21 protein-coding genes and 2 pseudogenes are annotated in these 14,461 nt (G+C 45.3%); 19 read left to right on the forward strand and 4 right to left on the reverse strand.

Annotation, left to right across the window (positions count from 1 at the left end):
- The 4 genes and pseudogenes from FEF09_RS30070 to FEF09_RS34390 all read right to left on the reverse strand — a co-directional run.
- Nucleotides 1-477: pseudogene (locus tag FEF09_RS30070) on the reverse strand (TonB-dependent receptor); the annotation flags it as partial.
- A gap of 385 nt (nucleotides 478-862) precedes the next feature.
- On the reverse strand, nucleotides 863-1,027 hold the full coding sequence (locus FEF09_RS31325) for a hypothetical protein (protein ID WP_186774643.1): 165 nt from the start codon (nucleotides 1,025-1,027) through the stop codon (nucleotides 863-865).
- Complete coding sequence (locus FEF09_RS30075; protein ID WP_261387970.1) at nucleotides 1,024-1,281, reverse strand: hypothetical protein; 258 nt, start codon at nucleotides 1,279-1,281, stop codon at nucleotides 1,024-1,026. The genes FEF09_RS31325 and FEF09_RS30075 overlap by 4 nt, the downstream gene beginning before the upstream one ends.
- The gene (locus tag FEF09_RS34390; RefSeq protein WP_261387962.1) at nucleotides 1,239-1,424 is read right to left on the reverse strand and encodes a hypothetical protein; all 186 of its coding nucleotides are present in this window, start codon (nucleotides 1,422-1,424) and stop codon (nucleotides 1,239-1,241) included. Before FEF09_RS34390 ends, FEF09_RS30075 begins: the two co-directional genes overlap by 43 nt.
- A 973-nt stretch (nucleotides 1,425-2,397) precedes the next feature.
- Between FEF09_RS34390 and FEF09_RS30080 the strand changes: the two genes are divergently transcribed.
- From FEF09_RS30080 to FEF09_RS35265, 19 genes and pseudogenes are all read left to right on the forward strand, one after another.
- Complete coding sequence (locus FEF09_RS30080; RefSeq protein ID WP_146308581.1) at nucleotides 2,398-2,733, forward strand: carboxypeptidase-like regulatory domain-containing protein; 336 nt, start codon at nucleotides 2,398-2,400, stop codon at nucleotides 2,731-2,733.
- Nucleotides 2,727-5,474 (forward strand): SusC/RagA family TonB-linked outer membrane protein, encoded by a 2,748-nt coding sequence (locus tag FEF09_RS30085; RefSeq protein ID WP_146308583.1) that lies wholly within the window; start codon nucleotides 2,727-2,729, stop codon nucleotides 5,472-5,474. Before FEF09_RS30080 ends, FEF09_RS30085 begins: the two co-directional genes overlap by 7 nt.
- Nucleotides 5,475-5,484: 10 nt before the next feature.
- On the forward strand, nucleotides 5,485-6,948 hold the full coding sequence (locus tag FEF09_RS30090) for a RagB/SusD family nutrient uptake outer membrane protein (RefSeq protein WP_146308585.1): 1,464 nt from the start codon (nucleotides 5,485-5,487) through the stop codon (nucleotides 6,946-6,948).
- Between the two features lie 67 nt (nucleotides 6,949-7,015).
- Complete coding sequence (locus FEF09_RS30095) at nucleotides 7,016-8,125, forward strand: family 43 glycosylhydrolase (RefSeq protein ID WP_222597300.1); 1,110 nt, start codon at nucleotides 7,016-7,018, stop codon at nucleotides 8,123-8,125.
- A gap of 2 nt (nucleotides 8,126-8,127) precedes the next feature.
- A complete protein-coding gene (locus tag FEF09_RS30100) occupies nucleotides 8,128-8,508 on the forward strand; it encodes a hypothetical protein (protein WP_146308590.1) in 381 nt (126 codons plus the stop codon).
- A 23-nt stretch (nucleotides 8,509-8,531) separates the two neighbouring features.
- Nucleotides 8,532-9,287: a hypothetical protein gene (locus tag FEF09_RS30105; RefSeq protein ID WP_146308592.1), complete on the forward strand. Its 756-nt coding sequence runs from the start codon at nucleotides 8,532-8,534 to the stop codon at nucleotides 9,285-9,287.
- Nucleotides 9,271-9,837 (forward strand): sulfatase-like hydrolase/transferase, encoded by a 567-nt coding sequence (locus tag FEF09_RS34395; protein WP_261387963.1) that lies wholly within the window; start codon nucleotides 9,271-9,273, stop codon nucleotides 9,835-9,837. Before FEF09_RS30105 ends, FEF09_RS34395 begins: the two co-directional genes overlap by 17 nt.
- A complete protein-coding gene (locus tag FEF09_RS34400; protein ID WP_261387964.1) occupies nucleotides 9,786-10,430 on the forward strand; it encodes a sulfatase-like hydrolase/transferase in 645 nt (214 codons plus the stop codon). The genes FEF09_RS34395 and FEF09_RS34400 overlap by 52 nt, the downstream gene beginning before the upstream one ends.
- Nucleotides 10,431-10,435: 5 nt before the next feature.
- Nucleotides 10,436-10,633 carry a hypothetical protein gene (locus FEF09_RS34405; RefSeq protein ID WP_261387965.1) on the forward strand — a complete coding sequence of 66 codons (198 nt, stop codon included), beginning with the start codon at nucleotides 10,436-10,438 and terminating at the stop codon, nucleotides 10,631-10,633.
- Nucleotides 10,630-10,770 carry a hypothetical protein gene (locus FEF09_RS34410; protein ID WP_261387966.1) on the forward strand — a complete coding sequence of 47 codons (141 nt, stop codon included), beginning with the start codon at nucleotides 10,630-10,632 and terminating at the stop codon, nucleotides 10,768-10,770. Before FEF09_RS34405 ends, FEF09_RS34410 begins: the two co-directional genes overlap by 4 nt.
- Before the next feature lie 191 nt (nucleotides 10,771-10,961).
- Nucleotides 10,962-11,291 carry a sulfatase-like hydrolase/transferase gene (locus tag FEF09_RS32515; protein WP_261387971.1) on the forward strand — a complete coding sequence of 110 codons (330 nt, stop codon included), beginning with the start codon at nucleotides 10,962-10,964 and terminating at the stop codon, nucleotides 11,289-11,291.
- Between the two features lie 67 nt (nucleotides 11,292-11,358).
- Nucleotides 11,359-11,652, forward strand: a complete 294-nt coding sequence (locus tag FEF09_RS32520; protein WP_222597301.1) for a sulfatase-like hydrolase/transferase — start codon at nucleotides 11,359-11,361, stop codon at nucleotides 11,650-11,652.
- Nucleotides 11,636-11,980 (forward strand): sulfatase-like hydrolase/transferase, encoded by a 345-nt coding sequence (locus tag FEF09_RS32525; RefSeq protein ID WP_222597302.1) that lies wholly within the window; start codon nucleotides 11,636-11,638, stop codon nucleotides 11,978-11,980. The genes FEF09_RS32520 and FEF09_RS32525 overlap by 17 nt, the downstream gene beginning before the upstream one ends.
- A 56-nt stretch (nucleotides 11,981-12,036) precedes the next feature.
- Nucleotides 12,037-12,336, forward strand: coding sequence for a hypothetical protein (locus FEF09_RS32530; RefSeq protein WP_261387967.1), 300 nt, complete (start codon nucleotides 12,037-12,039; stop codon nucleotides 12,334-12,336).
- On the forward strand, nucleotides 12,237-12,452 hold the full coding sequence (locus FEF09_RS32535; protein ID WP_222597303.1) for a hypothetical protein: 216 nt from the start codon (nucleotides 12,237-12,239) through the stop codon (nucleotides 12,450-12,452). The genes FEF09_RS32530 and FEF09_RS32535 overlap by 100 nt, the downstream gene beginning before the upstream one ends.
- Before the next feature lie 125 nt (nucleotides 12,453-12,577).
- Nucleotides 12,578-12,922, forward strand: a complete 345-nt coding sequence (locus FEF09_RS34415) for a hypothetical protein (protein ID WP_261387968.1) — start codon at nucleotides 12,578-12,580, stop codon at nucleotides 12,920-12,922.
- Between the two features lie 15 nt (nucleotides 12,923-12,937).
- Nucleotides 12,938-13,366 (forward strand): glycoside hydrolase family 2 TIM barrel-domain containing protein, encoded by a 429-nt coding sequence (locus FEF09_RS34420; RefSeq protein ID WP_261387969.1) that lies wholly within the window; start codon nucleotides 12,938-12,940, stop codon nucleotides 13,364-13,366.
- A 227-nt stretch (nucleotides 13,367-13,593) separates the two neighbouring features.
- Nucleotides 13,594-13,878 carry a two-component regulator propeller domain-containing protein gene (locus tag FEF09_RS30125; RefSeq protein WP_146308594.1) on the forward strand — a complete coding sequence of 95 codons (285 nt, stop codon included), beginning with the start codon at nucleotides 13,594-13,596 and terminating at the stop codon, nucleotides 13,876-13,878.
- Nucleotides 13,879-14,103: 225 nt separating this feature from the next.
- Nucleotides 14,104-14,271, forward strand: a pseudogene (locus FEF09_RS35265) (hypothetical protein); the annotation flags it as partial.
- Nucleotides 14,272-14,461 lie beyond the last annotated feature (190 nt).

Below are 14,461 nucleotides of genomic sequence, written 5' to 3' on the forward strand. Positions count from 1 at the left end.
GAGGTAGTACCGACGAATCCTTTCTGGTAAGCGAGGGCATTTATCTTCTCCGCACTGATATCCGCAATGGATTTTGATGTTCACCTTATCATATGATACCGTTGCGCGGTACAGCTGATTGTATTTATAGTTATAATCGAGTCCGATTACTACCCTGTTCCGGAAGGAACCAATGTAGAAATCACCGATAAAGTTCTGTTGAAGCTGGATATTACCAAATGTCTCCGGCGTCTGATTTCTGACTGTACGGGCCATCATGGAGTCACTTACAAGTGACAGGGTGGTCCAGTACAGGTGTTTATAAAAGCCTTCTGAATAGAGGTAATTGGTTTGAGAGGTCCAGTTGTCGGAAATCTTGTACTCAGCCTGTGCCTGAATATTGTTAATACCATTGGATACATCTACGCTATTATTAATATAGGAGCGTTTGTAGCCGATCGGTAAGTCTTTAAAACTGCGGGCAGTTACTTTGCTCATAGAGTCTATGGCAAAAGGTAGTGGTATAAGAGGCCCGGGTCAGTTCTACGTCGAGTGTCAGTTTCAGGCGGTCAGTGAGCTGATAGGTGATGGTCGGTGCAATGGTATAGTTTTTTTTGCATACCCCTGATCCTGAAAGGAGCCTTCTGTTTGCGCACCTGCATTCAGGCGGAACAGGAGCGTCTTTCTTTATTGAGGGGAGCATTCACATCGGCGGTTATACGGCCAAACTGGAAACTACCTCTGTAAGGCTGACTTCACCACCGAAGGCGTCGTAAGGTCTTTTGGTAACATAATTAATACGCCACCAAATCGTATTACGGTTACTACCAAACAAGTACCGGAAGGCCTTTAATAACCTCCACTCTTTCCAGAATAATCGGGTTTAGTGGACAATGGCGCTGGTAACCATGCCATTACGCATGCCCGTAGCATTTGCGAAGCCACGAATAGTTAAACCCTGAGAGCCACCAGCGGCAAAGTTGGGTACGGCACCCGGTATATTACGGTAAAGATCAGTTCTTTCGGTAATGACCTGTTCCTCAATCATTCTTTGCCTGCCACCTGATAGACCTGAGGATTTTCCAGATTTTTAATAGGAAGGCGGGCAATCTGCTCACTTTCCCTGCGGCTGAATTTGTTCTGGTTGGAGGTGATTGAGATTTCCTTCAGCTGTGTACTGGATACCTGAAGCTGGAGATCAATCTCAGTAACCTTCCCTTTTTCCACACTTACTTCCTGTTGTAAAGGTGCATAACCAATCAGGGATACTTCCAGCTGAGTACCTGTCGGAACGTGTGAGATGGTAAATGTGCCATCTTCATTGCTAAGTGTGGTTCTTTTGCACCTCTTATAGTAATAGTGACCGCGGATGCAGGGCGGTTGTCATTGGTAGTTATTTTGCCTTTAATGGTACCAAAATCATTCTCTTCATTCGTAGACGCCAAACCGCGAAAGGTAACATAAGAGGAAAATCTGTAGAAATTGCCTCATGGTTGATTGTTGTGTAATTTCCGCAAAGTTGAGGCAGTGAGTGGTCAGGTCTTTAATAATCGGAAAAGATTTTACGCAAAGCGGAAAAAATTGAGATTGGCTATAACATCTGGCGACGCCAATGTCGTGGCGTCTGCCAGATATTGCTGAAGAAAGTTGATAGTTGTTATACTGTTGTGGTATTAAGTACTGTTTGGGTAATCCAAATGATACCAGTATAGCTATTTGCCGCAGTACCCATCGTTGTTGCGGAACCGGCAGTTAAAACACATGGCCCTGATCTACGTTGGATGCAGTACAGGAGTACACTGCTGTTATCCCGTCTCGCGTATTTGCCTGTGTAAGTGAGCCTACCGTGTCTGTAGGTTGGGCTTTAGAAGGGAGCACTAATGCAGTAAATGCGGACGCTCCGGTTAATATAATCCCCAAAACAGAGAGTCTCTGCCAGTATTTCTTTTCCATGAGTACAAATTTTATATGATAGGTTGATGATAAAATGTCTCTTCTAATTTAAAATTATGGAGTGCATTTTTCTTTCACCCGCTCTTATGTCTACTTTAGATGACATCGCTTTAGTCATGCTGTGTAAAATTGTTATTCTTTTGAAAATCAATTGTTTGTTAATTCGTCTTCTCCACCGTCACTACATTTTCTCATTTTTTGCTACAAAAATTACAGCTATCGTGCCTTATTGAACGGTACTTTATACAGCCAATATAAATTCCATCATGAAGAGTACGTTACGTTTTTACAAACGCTGACAAGGCCAACTTATGTCCTTACAGCATCATTTCTTATCTGGCCCACCCACCTTACGGCCGCAATTTTATATTACTTCAGGAACACTGAGGGGCAATTCCACCACTGAGCCTCAGAGCGTCATTCCTGCATCCTGGTTTGCCAAGACCCGCTAAAACCAATTATCTAATGAAGAGAATTCCAACACTTGCCGCACGTTTGCTGCTGATCAAATTGCTATTATTTTTTGGGTTGCTGGCGAATGCCCAGAACCGTATTGTCAGGGGGAAAGTTACGTCAGCCGACAAAGGGACAACACTGGCCAACGTAACCGTATTATTAAAAGGGGGGAATACCAGAACCACCACTGACGCCACTGGTAACTTTTCTATACAGGTACCGGATGATAAGGCCGTATTGCTATTCTACTTAGTGGATTATACGACCAGAGAAGTGCAGGTATCAGGCAAAAGTACTCTGGACGTATCTCTGGAATTAAAGAATGAAAATCTGGGGAAGTGGTAGTTGTAGGATATGGAACAGTGAAAAAGTCGGATGTTACCGGCGCGGTCGTATCCCTGAAATCAAAAGATCTCACGCCGGGCGCCAATATTAACGTCGAACAGACATTAATGGGACGCGCTTCTGGTGTGCAGGTATACCAGAAAAGCGGAGAGCCCGGCAGCGCTATGAGCGTAAAGATCAGGGGTGCCAGTTCAATTACTGCAGGAAATGATCCTTTGTATGTCATTGATGGAATGCCTGTCAATAACCTTTCTCCGGTAACAGGTAGCGGGGCCGGCTTCGTCGCCACGCCCAATCCCCGTAATCCTCTGAACAGTCTGAATCCGGCAGATATTGAGTCCGTCGAAATATTAAAAGACGCTTCCGCTACCGCTATTTACGGTTCCCGTGGTTCTAATGGCGTGGTCATGATCACCACCAAAAAAGGGAAAAGCGGCAGGTTAAGTGTTAACTACAGCACCTATTATGGCGTACAGAAAGCTTCCAATTCTTTGGAAATGCTGACGGGCCAGCAATATAAAGATGTATTAAATGCCATTATTGACGATGGTGGTGGTGTCGCCTCCGAAAGGGTGACCAATGACCCGGTAAATGTAGACTGGCAACAGGAACTCTACCGATCCGCCAATGTGCAGAGTCATGATCTTTCTTTGTCAGGCGGAAAGGATAACACACGCTTCTATGCATCGCTGGGTTATTTCAATCAGGATGGCGTATTGCAGAATTCTTCTGTAAAAAGATACACAGCCAGATTGAATCTGGAAAACAGCGTAGCACAGAAATATGCTTTTGGGGTCAATTTTAATACCTCTTATATAAGAGATAATTACAATTCTGTAGGGATTGGCGTGAATGAAAATGCCAGTGCATTGTACGCAGCTATCAACTACGATCCCAGTTACCCGATATTTAATGCGGAGGGTGGCTACAACCGGTCTCCATTTATGACCACCATCGATCATCCACTGATTCTCGCAAATGGACAGTATGCCAACAGTGATGGTTTCCGGACTTTCGGTACCATATATGGTGAGTATTTTTTCCTGCCGGGACTCTCTCTTAAAGTAAAAGGATCCGGTGATGTGAATATCACCCAACGCAATACCTGGCTGGATCCATCTACAATACTTGGTGCTCCGACAGGAGGGATTGCTTCCATCAATACCGGTAATGTAAACTATTACATGGGAGAGGCAACGCTGAACTATAAGAAAGACATTGGTAAAGACCATGTTATAAGTGCAGTGGCGGGTGCCACATCTGAACATTTCGGGTCCAATTCTTTTGGTGGTAACGGTCGTGGATATGCATTACCGGATCTTACCTACAACGCCATTGGTACAGGGAACAGTACCCTGAACCAGATCGGTAGTGGCAGGGCATCTACCAAGATTATTTCCTTCCTTGGCCGTGTCAACTATAGTTATAAAGACCGTTACCTGCTGACTGCCAGTTTCCGGGCAGATGGATCTTCCCGATTTGGTGTTAATAATCGTTTTGGGTATTTCCCATCTGTCGCACTCGGCTGGAAAATGCATGAGGAAGCTTTCCTGAAAGGTGTCAGCTTTATTGACGAACTCAAATTCAGGGTCAGCTATGGTGTGATCGGTAACCAGTCGATTGCCAACTATCTTTATATCACTACTTTCTCCGGTGGCGGGGATGCTGTATTCGGTGGTAACCGTTATACCTCATTAGCGCCCTCCCGTGTGGCTAACCCGGATCTGAAATGGGAAGCTGCCAAACAGGCGGATATCGGTATTGACTTTGCGCTCTTCGATAGCCGTATTACCGGTTCCTTTGAATATTACGAGCGACGGACTTCTGACCTCTTACTGGATCTGCCGCAACCCCTGAGTACAGGCTTTGCCGTGAAAACGCAAAACATCGGCCGCATGAAAAATACAGGTATTGATCTGCATATTTCTGCTGATGTACTCCGTAGTAAACAAGGTTTCAACTGGAACATCGGTACGGTGCTCTCTACTGTAAAGAATAAGGTGTTAAGTCTCGGGCCCTTGTCTCAGATCTTTACCGGTGGGGCAGGGTTCATTACTAATGCGAGTATCATCAAACCCGGCCAATCCCTTGGATCTTATTATGGATATGAAGTGTTGGGTGTATGGCAGACACATGATGATTTCTCCAACGCACCTGCTGGTGTGAAGCCAGGTGATCTGAAGTTCAGAGACCTTGATAATAATAAACAGATCAATGCGGATGACCGTGTTATTCTGGGTAAATCATTGCCTGATTTCACCTATGGTATTACCAATACCTTCGGATTCAAAAGGGTGTCGCTTTCTGTCTTTCTGGAAGGTTCAAAGGGAAGCAGTGTATTAAACAATGCGGCTATTGACAGCTATTTCCCGATCAGTTTCAGACGGAACAAACTGGCGAAACCATATCTGAACCGCTGGACACCGGAAAATCCAACCAATGAATATCCTTCATTTGTCAATCCTACATCACAGGGACAGCAAACAGTGAATTCAAGAACAGTAGAAGATGCCTCTTACCTGCGCCTGCAGTCTGTAAGACTCAGCTACGATTTCAATTTGCATAATAAAGTAATAAAAGGGCTACAGGCTTATGTGACCGGTCAGAATTTGTTCACCATCACCAAATACTCAGGGATTGATCCTGCTGTGAACTCCATCGGTGATGATATCCTGAAAATAGACTATAGCTCTTACCCGATGACACGCAGCTTTTTATTCGGGTTAAATGTTCAATTCTAAAAATGATTTTATGCAAAAGTTTATCATACTGTCTTTAATAATCGTTTCAATACTGATGCAAACAGCGTGTGAGAAAGCGCTGGACGTAACACCTCCGGGAGAGTTCGCCCCCGGTAACGTATTAACAACCGAAAAAGGGATCAGATCTGTTTTGTTTTCATCGTATGCAGGTATACAAAATCCAACGCCGACCCGTTACCTGATCAACAATGCGGAAGTAACTACAGATATCGGCTATAATACCGGCGGCGCTGAAAACCTGACATTGGTGCAGTTGATCAATTTTACATGGGATGCTTCACTGGGTACTTTGCAGGCAGATGTATGGGCGCCTACCTATCGTACGATCCGTGATGCGAACATTGTACTCGAAAATATCGGCAATGTAAATACGCCGGAAGCAAGCCGGAAAGGATATGCGGCAGAAGCAAGATTCCTGAGAGCATATGCCTACTACCTGCTTTATATCTGGTTTGGGCCGGTACCGCTGCGTATATCCACTACGTCTGAAGCCGTGATGGCAAGAGCAACGGATGAACAGATGAAGTCTTTTATAGAAACCGAACTGGCAGCTGCCATCACTGACTTACCGGACCCCGGTAAAGAAGAGGCTTTTGCAAGAGCTAACAAAGGTGCCGCATGGAGTGTATTGGCAAAGTTTTATCTCAATACCCGTCAATGGCAGAAGGCGGCGGATGCTTGTCAACAAGTAGTAAATTTTGGTTACTATCAATTGTTCCCCACTTATCAGAACCTGTTCACCGTAGAGAACGAAGGTAACAAGGAGATGATCATGGTGCATCCCTGCCGGAATCAGGATGGCTTTGGCAACTGGTATTCCGCAGGTGCTTTACCTCCGGGCTTCAAAACATCGGCTCAGATTCCTGCCTATGTCTGGACAGCTTCAATGGCCAACTTTGCCACACAATACAGAATGCGCTCTGCATTCACCAATACATTTGATACTATCAATGACCAACGATCAATACTGCTGCTACGTCACTATGTAAATACTTCCAATGCATGGGTGAATCTGTTGTCCACACCTGACAACGTGAGAAGCCTGAAATATTGGGATAATGCGACTGTAGGTAACCATAGTGGAAACGATGTGCCCATTATACGCTATGCAGATATATTACTGAGCCGTGCGGAGGCATTGAATGAGGTGAACGGTCCTACACAGGAAGCGCTTGATCTGATCAATCAGGTCAGAAAGAGGGCGGGTATTGCCAATCTGACGTTGACAGATGCTACGGGTAAAGACGTGCTCAGAGACCTGATCCTCCGGGAGAGAGCATGGGAGTTCTATAGTGAGGGGCTGAGAAGAGAAGATCTGCTTCGTCATGACAAATTCATTTCACTGGCGAAAGCAAGAGGTATCACTGTTGCCGCCGACAAACACAAGTTATTCCCGATACCTCAGGCAGAAATTGATGCGAACCCGGCCTGTAAACAAAATCCGGATTATTGATCAATAGTATAAGCTAAAGGAAGTATTCAATTATGATTAAACGAAGTATTGCAACTACATGGTTTGTATGCCTGTCTGCATTCGCCTCCTATGGACAGCCCCTGCGTATAGTAACCCGGTAGCGCCGGTAGGTGACCCTGCTTTAACAGTACCGGCAGCTGTTGTTCCTGTTATGGATCAGTGGATGCGGGATACCTACGTGATGACCGGACCGGATGGGTATTATTACATGACGGGTACCACGGCTACACCCGGCCGGACATTCCCGGCGGGTCGTGTACATTGCTGGGATTATAACGACGGACTGTATTTATGGAGATCAAAAAATATGCAGCAATGGGAGCCGATGGGCAGGATCTGGAGTTTTGACAAAGATGCCGCTGCATGGCAGCAAAAGGGAAAAGCGCTGGAGCCGGGCGCCATGTCGCCTAACAAAGACCTCCTTGATTCATTCTATCGTGCTGTATGGGCGCCTGAGTTGCATTACATCAAAAGTAAAAAGAAATGGCTCCTGATCGCCTGTATCAATGGTGGTATCGGCTCTTTTGTGCTGGAAAGTACTTCAGGCAAACCGGAAGGTCCTTACAGAAATATAAAAGGAAACATGTACAAGGCTATCTTTCCAAATATTGATCTCAGTCTTTTTGAAGATGACAACGGTGAGGTATATCTGATTGGTCACAATCATTTTATTGCCCGTATGAACAAAGAGCTGAGTGATGTGGCTGAACCTTTCCGTAAACTGGAAGAAACGCCCTATCCGCAGGAGCCATATATCGAAGGGGTTTTTATTACCAGACATGAAGGAAGATATCAACTGCTGCAAACCATCTGGTCTGTTAAAAAAGCAGACGGTACTTTTTCATACCTGCGGAATGATAAAAACAAGCAGGATTCCTTGTATAGTTATGACGTGGTAGTAGCCGAAGCAGATAACATTTATGGTCCTTACGGTCCGCGGTACGCAGCTATCTTACAGGGTGGTCATAATAATATATTTAAGGATCTTAATGGCTACTGGTGGTCAACAACCTTCTTTAATCCAAGAGGGATCATGGGTACAAAGTTTACTGTAACCTGCAGACCGGGACTGGTTCCTGTAAAATGGACAGATGGTAAATTAAGACCGGATGCAGGTCGTGCGGCTACATTCTATGACGCTCTTAAATCAAATTAAACATGATCAGGAAAATATTTACAGCGCTGATAATGTTGCTTCCGGCCGGTATGTATGGGCAGGAAATAGGCGCTAATTTCAATCATAACCCAGAGGTCATTGATCTGACGTATTTGCGGAAGACACCGGTGAAATGGATTCGTACTACTCCCTATATTTTCGAATATATAAGAGGTGAGAAAGATCCTGCGACTGAACCGGGTTTACAGCAACTGATCGATGCAAAAAAAGCGGGTTACAAAGTGGCTTTCGGGTTTCGCTGGGACTTCCGGAAGTATAAACTACCAATACCTGCGCCGGGTTCTGTAGAAGAGAAAAAATATTTTGCAACGGTGAGTGCCATACTTGATCGGGTGGGCGCTTATATAGATATTTTAAGTTAGGGAATGAGCCTAATCTGGAGACCATGGAGCAGGATTTGCAGGTAAATGCAGCGGGAGTGGTGCCTCTGGTCAGATTCACAGAAAGACTGTTGAATGAAGTAGTAGAACCTTACTACCAGCAACATCCGCAATTGACGCGTCCGGATGTTTATGCAGGGTCATTGCCGGCACTGTTTGAGAAAGAGCAGCAGCAGAAACCGGGTGTATCAGGACTGATCCGGCTGGCTCAGGAGAATAACCATATCAAAGGACTGGCAATCCATCTGCATATCAGCGATTCTCTTGATATGGAAAAGGCTTTCCGTTTTGTCCGCACTATCATGCCGGATAAACCGATCATTGTTCCCGAGTTTTCTCTTTTCCGCTTGTACAATCATCATGTGTCTGACGAATTGGGGAGTACCGACGCTGGTATCACTTTTGCCCGTAAATACAATTACCCGGCAAACATGAAGTTGTACGAGTGGTATAGCAAAGCCAATACAGAGAAGGTGAGCGCAGCCGAATGGGAGGGCATGTTTGCTTCCCGCTCATGGTTTCCGCCACATTTTATGAAGACCTATTACCGGTACTTCCGGGAATATGGTGTTGCGTTGGCCACTTACGGCTATCTTAGTCAGTCTGCACCGGCAAAAGTCACTCCCGGCACGGGGATATGGTTCGTTAATCCGATATTTCCGATGAAAAGCCTGCAACGGGAGCCTGACGGATCCTACACGCCTAATCCGCTATGGTTTAATGATTTTGTAGATATTGTGAATTATGGAGCAAAGAAATAAATACCGTATCATACTATTATTGTCAGCACTGTTCACGCTCGTAGTATCGGGTGTAGTTGCCCAGTCGAAACCCAACATCATTATTTTGTATGCAGATGATCTGGGGTATGGTGATGTGGGTTGTTATGGGGCAAAGGCTGTCAGGACACCTGAGATTGATCGTCTTGCGGGTAAGGGATTGCGATTTACAGACGCACATTGTACGGCGGCAACCTGTACGCCGTCAAGGCTGTCATTACTCACAGGAACCTACGCTTTCCGGAAGAAGGCCGCTATTCTGCCCGGTGATGCGCCCTTACTGATTCCACCGGCTACGCATACTTTACCACGTATGTTACAGCTGGCAGGATATACAACCGCTGTAATCGGCAAATGGCATTTAGGTTTAGGAAACGGTGTCATTAACTGGAATGAGGCGATAACACGCGGACCGAATGAGATCGGTTTGACTATTCATTTATTATTCCTGCCACCACTGACCGGGTACCCACTGTCTTTGTGGAGAATGGGAAGGTGCCCGACCTTGATCCCAATGATCCTATTGCAGTAAGTTATGCGGCTATGATCGGGGATGAGCCTACCGGATTGTCAGATCCTCAGTTGTTGAAGCAGAGGGCAGATACACAACATAGCAATACCATTATCAATGGTATCAGCAGGATTGGTTTTATGACTGGCGGTAAACGTGCCAGATGGGTAGATGAAGAGATACCGATGGTATTGAATGGAAAGGCGAAGGACTTTATAACAGAGCATAAAGACAAACCGTTTTTCCTGTACTATCCTTTTCCCAATATACATGTGCCGCGTACGCCCAATCGAAAATTTGCAGGTACTACTGCACTCGGTGCCCGTGGAGATGTTATTGCAGAAATGGACTGGTTGGTAGGAGAGATCACGCAGCTATTGGATTCATTGGGGATTACGAAGCAAACATTGATCATATTCAGTAGCGATAATGGTCCTGTGCTGGATGATGGCTATGAGGATCTTGCAGGAAAACTGAATAAGGATCATCGGCCGGCAGGAATATTCCGCGGTGGAAAATACAGCGCTTTTGAAGCAGTACACGAATGTCAACAATCATTTCATGGCCCGGTACCATACAGCCCGGTGTTTCATCCGCTTTGTGTTCACAGGTAGATCTGATGGCTTCTTTTGCGGCATTAACAGGACAACAGCTACCGGCAGGTGCTGCACAGGATAGTCAGAATACACTGGACGTGTGGCTGGGTAAATCAAAACAGGGAAGGAAATACCTGCTGGAAGAGTCTTATACACTTGCGCTGCGGGATAAGAGGTGGAAGTATATCGCACTCAGACGACGCCCACGCCTGACTGGATGAAAAACAAGAAAATAGCAACCGGACTGGCCCCTGTAGAGCAGCTGTACGATCTGCAAAAGGACCCGGGCGAGACACACAACCTCGCCAGCCAGCATCCGGAAATCATAAAGACATTGAAAGCTGAACTGAAAAATTGACACTATGAAAGCGCGGTATGTATTATTATCATCATTGATCATTTTGTCTTCCTGCACAGGAAGTCGTAAGAACAACAAGACAACGCTCAGCAAGGACGATAGACCTAATATGTGCTGATACTGGCAGATGATCTGGTTACTCGGATCTTGGCTGTTACGGTGGGGAAATACAAACACCCAATCTCGATTATCTGGCAGCAAATGGACTACGATTCCGTCATTTTTACAATACTTCCCGTTGTTGTCCTTCAAGGGCTTCACTGTTGACAGGTTTGTATAATCAGCAGGCAGGCATCGGCGAGATGACAACTGCAAGAACAGAGCCCGGATATCGTGGCTATATAACTGATAATACGGTTACACTGGCAGAGGTGCTGAAAGATGCCGGTTATCATACCGCCATGTCAGGCAAATGGCATGTATCTAATACCGTCGAACAGTCTACACCTGCTGAACAATTGAAATGGTTGAATCATCAGGCATCACATCCTTACTTTTCACCGGTAGAACATACCCTGTAAACAGAGGATTTGAAAAGTATTACGGTAATATTTTGGCGTAGTAGATTACTTTGATCCTTTCAGTCTGGTGAATGGTACAACACCCGTTGAAAGCGTCCCTAAGGACTACTATCATACTGACGCGATCAATGATACCGCTGTCAGCTACGTCCGGGCGCTCAGTAAAGAGGATAAGCCTTTCTTCCTGTATGTGGCCCATACAGCACCGCATTGGCCTTTGCAGGCATTGCCGGAAGATATCAAAAAATACGAGCAGACTTATAAAGGAGGCTGGGATGTAATCCGGGAAGCCCGTTATAAAAGGATGGTTGCACAGGGGCTTATTGATCCGAAAAACTACGCCGATGTCTCCCCGTATTAATAATCAGCTGAGCTGGGATAAGAACCCGGATAAAGAGTGGGATGCACGGGCGATGGCAGTACATGCTGCGATGGTTGACCGTATGGATCAGGGTATTGGCCGGCTTATTCAGACATTACGGGAAACGGGCAAGCTTGATAATACGATCATCATCTTTTTGAGTGATAATGGTGCCAGTCCGGAGAACTGTATGCGATACGGACCCGGCTTCGATCGTCCGGGGCAAACAAGGGATGGGAAAGAGATCAGTTATCCGGTAAAAAAAGATGTATTACCCGTCCGCAGACGACTTTTGCTTCCATCGGTGAGCGTTGGGCCAATGTTGTAAATACGCCGTATCAATACGCGAAAGCACAGTCTTATGAGGGAGGCGTTCGCACTCCTATGATCGCTTACTGGCCAAAAGGCATTAAAGCGAAAGGCGCATTTGCAGACCAGCTCGGACACGTAATGGATTTTATGCCTACTTTCCTGAGCGTGGCAAAAGCCAGCTATCCACAAACTTACAAGGGACATAATATCACCCCTACAACTGGTATCAGTTTGTTGCCAGCCTTCGAAGGAAAGCAGCAGGCAGGGATGATGTGTTGTATAACGAACATTTTAACGCACGTTATGTACGTGAGGGTGACTGGAAACTGGTGTCCTTATCTGGTGATTCTACCTGGCACCTGTATAAGATAAATCAGGATGAAACAGAACTGAATGATCTGGCAGCGCAACATCCGGAAGTAGTCTCCGTATGGCCGCACAATGGAGGCTATGGGCCGGCACACACAATGTTTTTCCTAAACGGGTAAAAAGTAACAAACCATCAAAAGTAAATGTATGTTCATCAGAAACGTAGTCATATTCATCGCCTGTAGCCTGTTATCTGTCACTACAGTCCCGCACAGAGTAAATGGTCTGCCGCCAAAGCAAAGGAATGGTACGCACAACAGGGTTGGCTCAGGGAAGTAACTTCCAGCCCTCTACTGCCATCAATCAGCTGGAAATGTTCCAGCCGGAGACATTTGATACCGCCACTATCAATCGCGAACTCGGCTGGGCAGAAAACCTCGGCTTCAACGTGATGCGGGTATACCTGCATCATCTGTTATGGACTGCTGATAAGGCCGGATTTAAGAAAAGACTGGATACTTATCTGACGATCTCTTCCAGACATCATATCAAAACCCTGTTTGTATTCTTTGATGATTGCTGGAATGACACGGCATGGTTAGGAAAACAACCGGAACCTAAAACAGGGTACATAATTCTGGCTGGGTAAGGGATCCCGGTAACGATGATATATACGCATCCCGATACATTGAAGGTATTGGAGGCCTATGTAAAAGATGTACTGACGACTTTCAAAAACGATCATCGCATTCTGTTGTGGGACCTCTATAATGAGCCCGGCAACAACAAACAGCTTGGTAAAAGCATGCCATTATTGCAAAAGGTATTTCAATGGGCCGGTGAAGTAAGACCCTCACAACCCATATCGGCAGGTGTATGGAATGACGGGCCGGCATTTAAAGAACTCAACAGGTTTCAGCTGGAGAATTCTGATGTAATCACTTATCATAATTATGCGTACATTGACAATCATCGGCATACCATTGATACATTGAGGAAGTATGACAGACCTTTGATCTGTACGGAGTATATGGCCAGAAGAAATGCAAGCCTCTTTCAACTGATCCTGCCCTTGCTCAAAGATGAAATGTAGGTGCTATCAACTGGGGATTCGTAAGTGGAAAAACCAATACGATCTATGCCTGGGATACGCCGATGCCGGATGGTAAAGAACCACAGCTTTGGTTTCATGATATCTACAAAAGGATGGTACGCCATTCAGTAAAGATGAAGAAGCCTTTATTCAAAAGTTGTGTAAATAATACGTGTATGTTAATGTGAGGTGTTGTCCGCCATATAAATAAGGACAAATATGAGCCGATGAAGCAGCTTATCTTTTATTGCCTGATTTTCCTTTGCTATCAGGCCAGCGGACAGCAGATACGTTTCCGGAACTACTCTGTAGCAGAAGGGCTGCCTTCCAGTACGGTGCGTACTATCGCACAGGATGATCAGGGCTATCTCTGGTTTGGAACAAAGAACGGGATTAGTCGTTTTGATGGATACCAGTTCAGAAACTTTCAGTATAAAAAGGATGACTCTACCTCTCTCGGCAATAACTTTTTACATTGTATTACCCGCGTAGACGTACACATCTGTGGATAGGAACTGAATGTGGGGTATATATACTTGATCTGGAAAAAGAACACTTTTCTCATTTCGGTTCACCGAAAGAGAAAAGTGTTTTGATATTATGCGTGATAAAGATGGCATGATATGGTTTACGTCACGCATGAACGTCTTATACCGCTATGATCCCCTGAAGAAGGATTTACATAATTTTAAGGCAGGCAATTCTCATTTTCCGTGATCAGGTGACGAAGCTGGCACGATGATGATGGCAATATCTGGATCGGAACATATGGAAACGGTATAGACATTTATAACCCATCAACAGGATCATTTACCAATTTGCATACAGGTACAAGCGGATTGAGTAATGACTTTATCAATACCATCTATAAAGGACAGACGGTATTATGTGGATCGGTACGATGAACGGCGGCTTGTGTAATGGGATCCTGTTCAGCGGAACTTTCAGGTTACCGTAATAATGGAAGTCCTTATTCCATCAATGATGATATAGTAAGGGCCGTGTGTCAGGTATCGCCGGACAAGATATATGTAGGCACGGAAAAGGGCTGAATGTGCTGGATATTGCTACAAACAGATTTACGGCGTACATGAA

Origin of the sequence: Chitinophaga pinensis (assembly GCF_007896845.1) — a bacterium.
GTDB lineage: Bacteria > Bacteroidota > Bacteroidia > Chitinophagales > Chitinophagaceae > Chitinophaga > Chitinophaga pinensis_C.

Bases quoted from the DNA above. Each gene is read 5' to 3' on its own strand.
- FEF09_RS30090 (WP_146308585.1), top strand. From the start codon at position 5,485: ATGCAAAAGTTTATCATACTGTCTTTAATAATCGTTTCAATACTGATG.
- FEF09_RS30125 (WP_146308594.1), top strand. From the start codon at position 13,594: ATGAAGCAGCTTATCTTTTATTGCCTGATTTTCCTTTGCTATCAGGCC.
- FEF09_RS30095 (WP_222597300.1), top strand. From the start codon at position 7,016: ATGCCTGTCTGCATTCGCCTCCTATGGACAGCCCCTGCGTATAGTAAC.
- FEF09_RS30105 (WP_146308592.1), top strand. From the start codon at position 8,532: ATGGAGCAGGATTTGCAGGTAAATGCAGCGGGAGTGGTGCCTCTGGTC.
- FEF09_RS32525 (WP_222597302.1), top strand. From the start codon at position 11,636: ATGTCTCCCCGTATTAATAATCAGCTGAGCTGGGATAAGAACCCGGAT.
- FEF09_RS30080 (WP_146308581.1), top strand. From the start codon at position 2,398: ATGAAGAGAATTCCAACACTTGCCGCACGTTTGCTGCTGATCAAATTG.
- FEF09_RS34415 (WP_261387968.1), top strand. From the start codon at position 12,578: ATGGTACGCACAACAGGGTTGGCTCAGGGAAGTAACTTCCAGCCCTCT.
- FEF09_RS32530 (WP_261387967.1), top strand. From the start codon at position 12,037: ATGATCGCTTACTGGCCAAAAGGCATTAAAGCGAAAGGCGCATTTGCA.
- FEF09_RS34395 (WP_261387963.1), top strand. From the start codon at position 9,271: ATGGAGCAAAGAAATAAATACCGTATCATACTATTATTGTCAGCACTG.
- FEF09_RS34410 (WP_261387966.1), top strand. From the start codon at position 10,630: ATGAAAAACAAGAAAATAGCAACCGGACTGGCCCCTGTAGAGCAGCTG.
- FEF09_RS30100 (WP_146308590.1), top strand. From the start codon at position 8,128: ATGATCAGGAAAATATTTACAGCGCTGATAATGTTGCTTCCGGCCGGT.
- FEF09_RS34405 (WP_261387965.1), top strand. From the start codon at position 10,436: ATGGCTTCTTTTGCGGCATTAACAGGACAACAGCTACCGGCAGGTGCT.
- FEF09_RS31325 (WP_186774643.1), bottom strand. From the start codon at position 1,027: ATGATTGAGGAACAGGTCATTACCGAAAGAACTGATCTTTACCGTAAT.
- FEF09_RS34420 (WP_261387969.1), top strand. From the start codon at position 12,938: ATGATATATACGCATCCCGATACATTGAAGGTATTGGAGGCCTATGTA.